At 73.2% G+C, this 7,178-nt stretch carries 7 protein-coding genes; 2 read left to right on the top strand and 5 right to left on the bottom strand.

Annotated elements, in window-relative coordinates; all coding sequences use genetic code 11:
• Window positions 1–513 (bottom strand): PAS domain-containing protein (locus MPTA5024_RS33230; RefSeq protein WP_036332129.1); only part of this gene is annotated, 513 nt, incomplete at its 3' end.
• 320 nt (window positions 514–833) lie between these two features.
• On the opposite strand from MPTA5024_RS33230, the gene MPTA5024_RS33225 reads away from it, so the two are divergent.
• Together MPTA5024_RS33225 and MPTA5024_RS33220 are read left to right on the top strand one after the other, a co-directional pair.
• On the top strand, window positions 834–1,352 hold the full coding sequence (locus MPTA5024_RS33225; protein WP_198167537.1) for a DUF6789 family protein: 519 nt from the start codon (window positions 834–836) through the stop codon (window positions 1,350–1,352).
• Between the two features lie 204 nt (window positions 1,353–1,556).
• On the top strand, window positions 1,557–2,900 hold the full coding sequence (locus MPTA5024_RS33220; protein WP_198167536.1) for a HAMP domain-containing sensor histidine kinase: 1,344 nt from the start codon (window positions 1,557–1,559) through the stop codon (window positions 2,898–2,900).
• Between the two features lie 41 nt (window positions 2,901–2,941).
• Here the strand turns inward: MPTA5024_RS33220 and egtD are convergent, their stop codons facing one another.
• The 4 genes from egtD to MPTA5024_RS33200 are packed head-to-tail and all read right to left on the bottom strand — an operon-like array spanning window position 2,942 to window position 7,060.
• On the bottom strand, window positions 2,942–3,916 hold the full coding sequence (egtD, locus tag MPTA5024_RS33215; protein WP_036331666.1) for an L-histidine N(alpha)-methyltransferase: 975 nt from the start codon (window positions 3,914–3,916) through the stop codon (window positions 2,942–2,944).
• Window positions 3,917–3,926: 10 nt separating this feature from the next.
• Window positions 3,927–4,634 carry an ergothioneine biosynthesis protein EgtC gene (egtC, locus tag MPTA5024_RS33210; protein WP_036331664.1) on the bottom strand — a complete coding sequence of 236 codons (708 nt, stop codon included), beginning with the start codon at window positions 4,632–4,634 and terminating at the stop codon, window positions 3,927–3,929.
• Window positions 4,635–5,939 carry an ergothioneine biosynthesis protein EgtB gene (gene egtB, locus MPTA5024_RS33205; protein ID WP_036331663.1) on the bottom strand — a complete coding sequence of 435 codons (1,305 nt, stop codon included), beginning with the start codon at window positions 5,937–5,939 and terminating at the stop codon, window positions 4,635–4,637.
• On the bottom strand, window positions 5,936–7,060 hold the full coding sequence (locus MPTA5024_RS33200; protein ID WP_036331660.1) for a glutamate-cysteine ligase family protein: 1,125 nt from the start codon (window positions 7,058–7,060) through the stop codon (window positions 5,936–5,938). Before MPTA5024_RS33200 ends, egtB begins: the two co-directional genes overlap by 4 nt.
• Window positions 7,061–7,178 lie beyond the last annotated feature (118 nt).

Here is a 7,178-nt window from a genome sequence, read left to right as displayed (position 1 = left end):
CTCGTTGAGGTGGTGGAGCTCCTGGGCGCGGGCGTAGACGTTGGTCGTCATCTCCTCCAGCGCCGGTGAGCTGTCGGTCACGCCGTGTTCGCCGTACCCGCGTAGCTGCCGGAGGAAATCGGTGACTTCCTCGACAGCGTGAATGATCAGTTTCACTTCGCCGTCGGGGCCGAGGACAGGCGCGGTGACCGCGCTCCAGTACCGCTCCTCGAGCACCCCCGGCCGGCCGGGCACCTCGACGTCGTACCTCTGCATCGGCAGGGCGTTCTGCCGGCCGGTGGCCGCCACCCGCTCCAGCGAAGCACGCATCCCATGCGCGGCGGGATCATTGGGAGCGCCTGGATTGTCAGGGAAGGCGGTGAAGGCCAGTTGGCCGAGCACCTCAGCCCGGGTCCGACGCATCACCTTCACAAAGGCGTCGTTGACGGCCACGATGACGAAGTCCGGCGTCAGTACCGCCGACGGGACGACGATGGCGTTGAACACCGCCTCGTAGTCGACTTCTGAGTCCATCACCCCACCTCGCTGGCAGATAGTACCTGGTCAGCGGGGTGATCAGGCGCGAGCGTGATCCGCAGCTTGCCCGGGCGGATTGTGACAGCGGCCCACGCCTCGGTTTCGCCCGGCTCCACCGAGGCAGGCCGACGCCCCTGCCAGAACGGTCGATCGGTGAGGAGGTGCGCGAGCGGAAGCGGATGCGTCCCTTCGTCACCGGGGTCGGGTCAGCCGGTTTTCCGGCATCTGCCATGGTCAACGGGCTGACTGTGATTGTTTGCCGAGAACGGAGCAGTCCGGAGGCGGCCGGGACGGCCGGGGTGGGAAAAGGCATCATCATGATGCGCAACCTGGTGAACGGCGCCGTCGGCGGCGCGCTGGCGACGGCCGTGTACAGCGCCGTGCTGATGGCGGGGGAGAAGGCCGGCCTGCTGGAGGAGCGGCCGCCCAGGAGGTTCGTGCGCTCGGTGCTCCCCGGCCGGCGTGGCGCCGGGCCCGCCGAGAGCGTGCTCGCCACGGTCGCGCACTACGCGTTCGGCGCCGCGTGCGGGTCGGCCTTCGGCCTGCTGTCCGCCGGGCAGCGCGTCCCCCTCCCCATGGGCGCCGCGTACGGCCTGGCGGTCTGGTACCTGGGCCATCAGGGGATGGCGCCGAGCGTGGGCGCCTTCCCCCCGGACACCGAGGACCGGCCGGCCCGCCAGGCGACGCTGCTGGCCGGCCACCTGGTCTGGGGCGTCTCGCTCGCCCTCGCGGTCAACCGCCTCCGCTTCGAGAAGGGGCCTCTCACGACGCCCCCGGTCCGCACCCGCCGGCTGCACGCCCCGAAGATCCCCGTCCACCAGACCGCCACCTCCTGACCGGGCGAACGTAATACAAAGGTCGATCGTCGGTCTGTTTTGCGGCTGAATCCACCCCCCTTACTGTCATGTGGATTTCCATAAACCCAAACGGTCAATAGTGTTTTACCAGGGCATTTCCATGGAGACCGGGAGGGGGTACGGGTGAGGCTCCGCCAGTTACGACGCCTCGCATGCCCGCGCTCGCTCCAGATGCGGGCGGCGTTGAGCAGTGCCCTGGCGTCCCTCGCCGTCTTCACGGTGCTCGGAGTCGCCTTCGACCTCGGCGTGCGCAACAAGGTCGAGACGCACCTCTACCTGGAGGCCCAGCGAGCGGCGACCGACTGGCTGGCGAGCATGCGGCCGGGGGACGTCCCGCGGCCCACCCCCATGTCCAGGGTGGACCTCCTCCAGCTCGTGGACTCCCGGAACCGGGTCGTGGTGTCGAGCACGGCGGCGGTCAACCGGCCGGCGCTGACCGCTCCCCTGCCGCCTCCCGAGGACCGCATCCAGTACCGCACCGAGTGCACCCCGGACGGCGGCTGCGTCGTGCTCGTCGCGCTGCGGGTGCTCCCCTTCCAGGCCGGCCTGATCTGGGGCGGCGAGACCCACGCCGTGTACGCGGGACGCGCGCAGCCGGCCATACTGGCGACGCACCGGCTGGAGCTCGGCACGGCGGCGGGCGTGCTGCTGGCCGCCGGCCTCTGGGGCTGGGGGAACTGGTACCGGACCGGCCGTACGCTCCGCCCCGTCGCCGAGATCCGCGCGAAGATGTCGGAGATCACGGTGAGCGACCTCAGCATGCGGGTCCCCCAGCCGTCCGGGTGCGACGAGATCGCGGAGCTCGCGAGGACCGCGAACCAGACCCTCGCCCGGCTGGAGACCGCCGTCGGCCAGCAGCGCCTGTTCGCCTCGGTGGTCTCGCACGAGCTCAAGTCGCCGCTCTCGGGCCTGCGCGCCGGCCTGGAGGAGGCGCTGCTCTACCGCGACGAGGTCGACCCCCACGAGACGATCGAGGCGGCGCTGGAGACCACCGACAGGTTCAAGGCGATCATCGACGACATCCTGATGCTCGCCCACCTGCGGACGGCGGAGCCGGTGAAGCCGGAGCCCGTCGACCTCGGCCTGCTCGTCGAACAGGAGACCGCCCGGACCCGCGGCGTCCCGGTTCTCGCCGACGCCGCGCCGGACCTCACCGTCCTCGGCAACCGGATCCAGCTCGTCGGGGCGCTGACCAACCTCATCGTCAACGCCCAGCGGCACGCCCGCAGCGTCGTACGGGTGACGGTCGAGCAGGACGGCGGCGAGGCCGTGGTGACCGTGCTGGACGACGGCGACGGCATCGCGCCCGAGGACCGCGAGCGGGTCTTCGAGCCGTTCGTCCGCCTCCAGGACGGGCGGCGGCGCGATCCCAAGGGCACGGGGCTGGGCCTGGCCATCTCCCGGGCCGTCGCGGGGGCGCACGAGGGGACCCTCCGCGTGGAGGACTCCCCCCGCGGCGCCCGGTTCGTGTTGCGCCTGCCACTGTGCCCCACCGCGCGCCAGGTCCAGCCGGAGCATGCCGCCTGACGCAGGCGACGGTCCGCCCCGGACGCGGCTCACACCTCGTGTCAGGAGGACGAGGGCCGGAGCCCGGCCAGCGTGAGGCCGAAGTCGCCGGCCGTGTCGGTGAAGAAGCGCGCGACCGTGAACCCGGCCCGGTCCAGCTCGCCCGCGATCCCCTCGGGACGGAACTTGGCGCTGATCTCGGTGCGCATCTCCTCGCCGTCCTCGAACGACACCGGCAGGCCGAGCGCGCGGATCGTGACGCGCATGGGCCGGGTGGCCCGCAGGCGCATCTCGATCCACTCGTGGTCCTCGTCGTACAGCGCGACGTGGGCGAAGGCGTCCGGCTCGAAGTCGGCGTCGAGCTCCCGGTTGACGACGTGGAGGACGTTGCGGTTGAAGGCGGCGGTGACGCCCTGGGCGTCGTCGTACGCGGCGACCAGCCGCCGGGGGTCCTTGACGAGGTCGGTGCCGAGGAGCAGGGTGTCCCCCGGCCTGAGGGTGGACCGCAGCTCCTTCAGGAACACCTCGCGGGCGGCGGGCGGCAGGTTTCCGATCGTGCCGCCGAGGAAGGCCACCATGCGCCGTCCGGTCCGGGGCAGCAGCGACAGGTGCCGCTCGAAGTCGGCGCGGACCGGCCGTACGCGGAGGTCCGGGTAGCGGACCGCGAGCCGCGCGGCGGCGGCCTCCAGCGTGACGGCGTCGACGTCGACGGGCGTGTAGGTCCGCAGCGTGCCCGCGGCGGCGAGCGCGTCGAGCAGGAGCACGGTCTTCTCGCTGGTGCCCGAGCCCAGCTCGACCAGCGTGTCGGCCCCGCCGGCGGCGGCGACGTCGACGGCGTGGCGGCGCAGGATCTCCAGCTCGCGCCTGGTCGGGTAGTACTCGTCCAGGCGGGTGATGCGGGAGAACAGGTCGCTGCCGGCCGCGTCGTAGAACCATTTCGGCGGCAGCCACTTGGGCGACGCGGTGAGGCCGGTGCGGACGTCCTGCTCCAGGGACTGCCGCAGATAGGCGTCGTCGAGGTGGTCGGTCACGGCCATGGGTCGCTCCTCAGTCGATGGGTGTGATGAGCACGCCGTCGGGAGACGCGAGCAGAAGGGTGCGATCGGGCACGGCCTGCCAGCCGGGCCGGTCGTCGAGCGGCTCGCTGGCGACCAGCACCCCTTCGTCGAGATGCGTGAACAGGGTGTCGCCCCAGGCGACGGCGGCGATCTCCGTCCCTCCCGTGACGAGCAGGTTGAGCCGGGCCGGCGGGTCCTCGACGGCGGCGTGCCTGACCACGACGGTCAGGGCGTCGCCGAGGGGGGCGCCCGCGCGGAGCCGGGCGAACACGGCCGAGGCGAGCCACGCGGAGTCGCACAGGCTCTCCGGGTCGCCGGCCAGGGCCCGCACCGCCTCCCGGCGGACCCGGCCGTTGTGGCTGAGCAGCCAGGGCCCGTCGGCGAACGGCGCGGTCGCGGTCTCCTCGATCGGCATGCCCGCCGTGGCGGACCGCACCGCGGCCATCAGGCAGGTCGAGCGGGCCACCGAGGCCAGGCCGGGCAGGTTGGCGTCGGCCCAGATCGGGACGGTCCTGCGGTAGCGGACCGGCTCCCCGCGCGACCCGTCGTACCAGCCGATGCCGAAGCCGTCGGCGTTGACCGTCCCGTACCGCTGCATCCGCGGGGCGTACGACTGCCGCATCAGGCCGTGCTCCGGTTCGCCGACCAGCCAGGACACGGCCCTGGCCGGCCCGAGCCACGCCGCGTGGCGGCACATCTAGGACTCCGAGCGGGCGCAGCGGAACCCGGAGAAGATCTGCCGGCGGATCGGGTGGTCCCAGTTGCGGAACGTCGTCCGCACGGCCGAGGGGTGCGTGGCCCACGAGCCGCCGCGCAGCACCCGGTAGGTCTCGCCGAAGAAGACCTCGCTGTACTCCTTGTACGGGAAGCTCCGGTACCCGGGATAGGGCTGGAACCACGAGTCGGTCCACTCCCAGACGTCCCCGACGAGCTGCTCCACGCCATACGGGCTGGCTCCGCCGGGGTAGGCCCCGACCGAGGCGGGCCGGGCGGCGTGGTGGCCGAGGTTGGCCTGCTCGAGGCCGGGCTGGGCGTCGCCCCACGGGTAGAGGCGGCCGCCGCACGCCTTCTCCCACTCGGCCTCGGTCGGCAGCCGCTTGCCCGCCCACCGGGCGTACGCGTCGGCCTCGTACCAGGAGACGTGCTGCACGGGCTCGTCCTCGGGCACCTGCTCCTCCCGGCCGAACCGGATCCGCCACCACTCGCCGCCGTCCTTGGTCCAGAACAGCGGAGCCTCGACCCCGGCCCGCTCGACCCACTCCCATCCCCTGGGCACCCACCACTGGGGGTCGCGGTAGCCGCCGTCCTCGACGAACGCGGCGTACGCGCCGTTGGTCACCGGGTAGCGGTCGATCCAGTAGTCCGGCAGGTGGACCCGGTACGCCGGGCGCTCGTTGTCGTACGCCCACGGCACCGTGCCGGTGCCCATGGTGAAGACGCCGGCGGGGATGTGGACCTCCGGGGCGGCCGACAGGTTCGGCGACCGGCCGGGCGGCAGCGCGCCGTCCCGCACGAGCCCGGGCTGCCGCGACAGCTGGAGCGTCGCCAGCATGGTCTCGTCGTGCTGGTGCTCGTGCTGGAGGACCAGGCCGAAGACGAAGCCGCCGGCGCGTAGCGGGTCGGAGTCGTCCAGGTCCACCGCGTCGAGCACGTCGAGGACCCGGCCGCGCACGCCCGAGATGTACCTCCGGGCCTCGTCCGGGGCGAGCAGCGGAAGCGACGGCCGGTCCTTGCGGGGGGTCTTGAAGGCGTCGTAGATGTCGTCGATCTCGGGGCGCAGCGGGGTGATGCCACCCACCTCGCGCAGGACCCACAGCTCCTCGTAGTTGCCGACGTGGGCGAGGTCCCACACGAGGGGCGACATCAGCGGCGAGTGCTGGCGCAGCAGCGTCTCGTCGTCGGCGTCGGTGTAGGTCAGGGACCGGTCCCGTACGGCCGCCAGCTCGGCGGCGATCCTCTCCTTCAGGGCGGTCACGTCACGCAGGTCGTTGAGGTCGGTCACGCGATCATCTCCTCCATCAGGTCGACGGCCGGGGAACGGCCGGATTCGATGTGGCGCGAGGCGAAGGCGGAGACCCGGGCGGTCAGCCACGGCTCGGCCCCCAGCCGGGGCAGGGCCTCGGCGGCCGCCCGGAAGCACGCGCACGCGGCCCGCCGCAGGCCCGGGTCGGACAGCCCGAGCCGGGCGGCGTCCTCCCATCGGTGGCTCACCGGCGCCGCCTCCTCCAGCGCCGCGGCGGCCGCCCGGTCGTCGGTGACGAGGGCGTGCACGACGGCGGCGCAGACGGGCCAGTCGTCGGGCCCCTGGGCGTCGAGGTACCGGATCTCCAGCCACCCCCGGGGCCGTACGGGCGGGAAGAGGGTCGTGGCGTGGTAGGCGAGGTCGTCCTCCGACGGCGGCCGCCCGGCCACCCGGGCGAACTCGCGGAAGGTCGCGCCGTCGAGGACGGGCCGCAGGCCGTCGGCGTCGCGGACGACCATGAGGCGGGCGTCGAGGAGGTAGCGCGCCCACTCGGCGGCGGGGTCGCCGCCGGCGGCGACGGAGGCGGTCCTGGAGGGGTCGAGACGGGCCCAGACGGCCTGCCGGCCGGACATCCACCCGCCGTCCGGGGAGTTGGCGAACGCCGCGACCAGCGCGGGGCCGAGGGCGTGGGCGCGGCCCCACCGGGCGGCGGGGGCGTCGCCGAGGTCGACGTTCAGCTGGACCGACGCGGTCGAGCACATCATCGTGAGCCCGTGCGGCTCGCCGAGGAAGGCCGCCATCGCGTCGTACCGCGGCTCGTGTAACTGCCGCGCCGGCGGGCGCAGCGGGTCGAGACCGGTCGCGCCGAGCCGTAATCCCGCCGCCTCCAGCGCCGTCCGCACGGCCTCGACGTCGGCGACGAGCCGCGCGACGGCGACGGGCAGCACCGCGGGCGGAGCGGACAGCTCCAGCTGACCGCCCGGCTCGAACGTGATTTTGCTGCCGCCGGGGAGAGCGGGCAGGGCGCGGGCGATCCTGGCGATGGGCACGGGACGCTCCGGCGCCTCCACGTCGAAGACCAGGAACTCCAGCTCCACGCCCAGCCGATCCGCCGTGTCCCCCCGGAAACACCTGTGCGCGTACGCCTGAACGTCGGTCATTCGCCCTCCATCGGCGTCGACGCGGACGACTGCTCCGCCGGAAACCGCCGGGCCGGGACCTCCTCCCGCCGAGGGCACAGGCGCGGCCTCGTCACATCGCGGCCGGGGCGACCACGGG

Source organism: Microbispora sp. ATCC PTA-5024 (assembly GCF_000511135.2).
In the GTDB taxonomy this organism is placed as follows: Bacteria; Actinomycetota; Actinomycetes; order Streptosporangiales; family Streptosporangiaceae; genus Microbispora; species Microbispora corallina.
The sequence above is the reverse complement of the archived record's forward strand: the minus strand, read 5'-3'. Positions and strand labels throughout refer to the sequence as shown.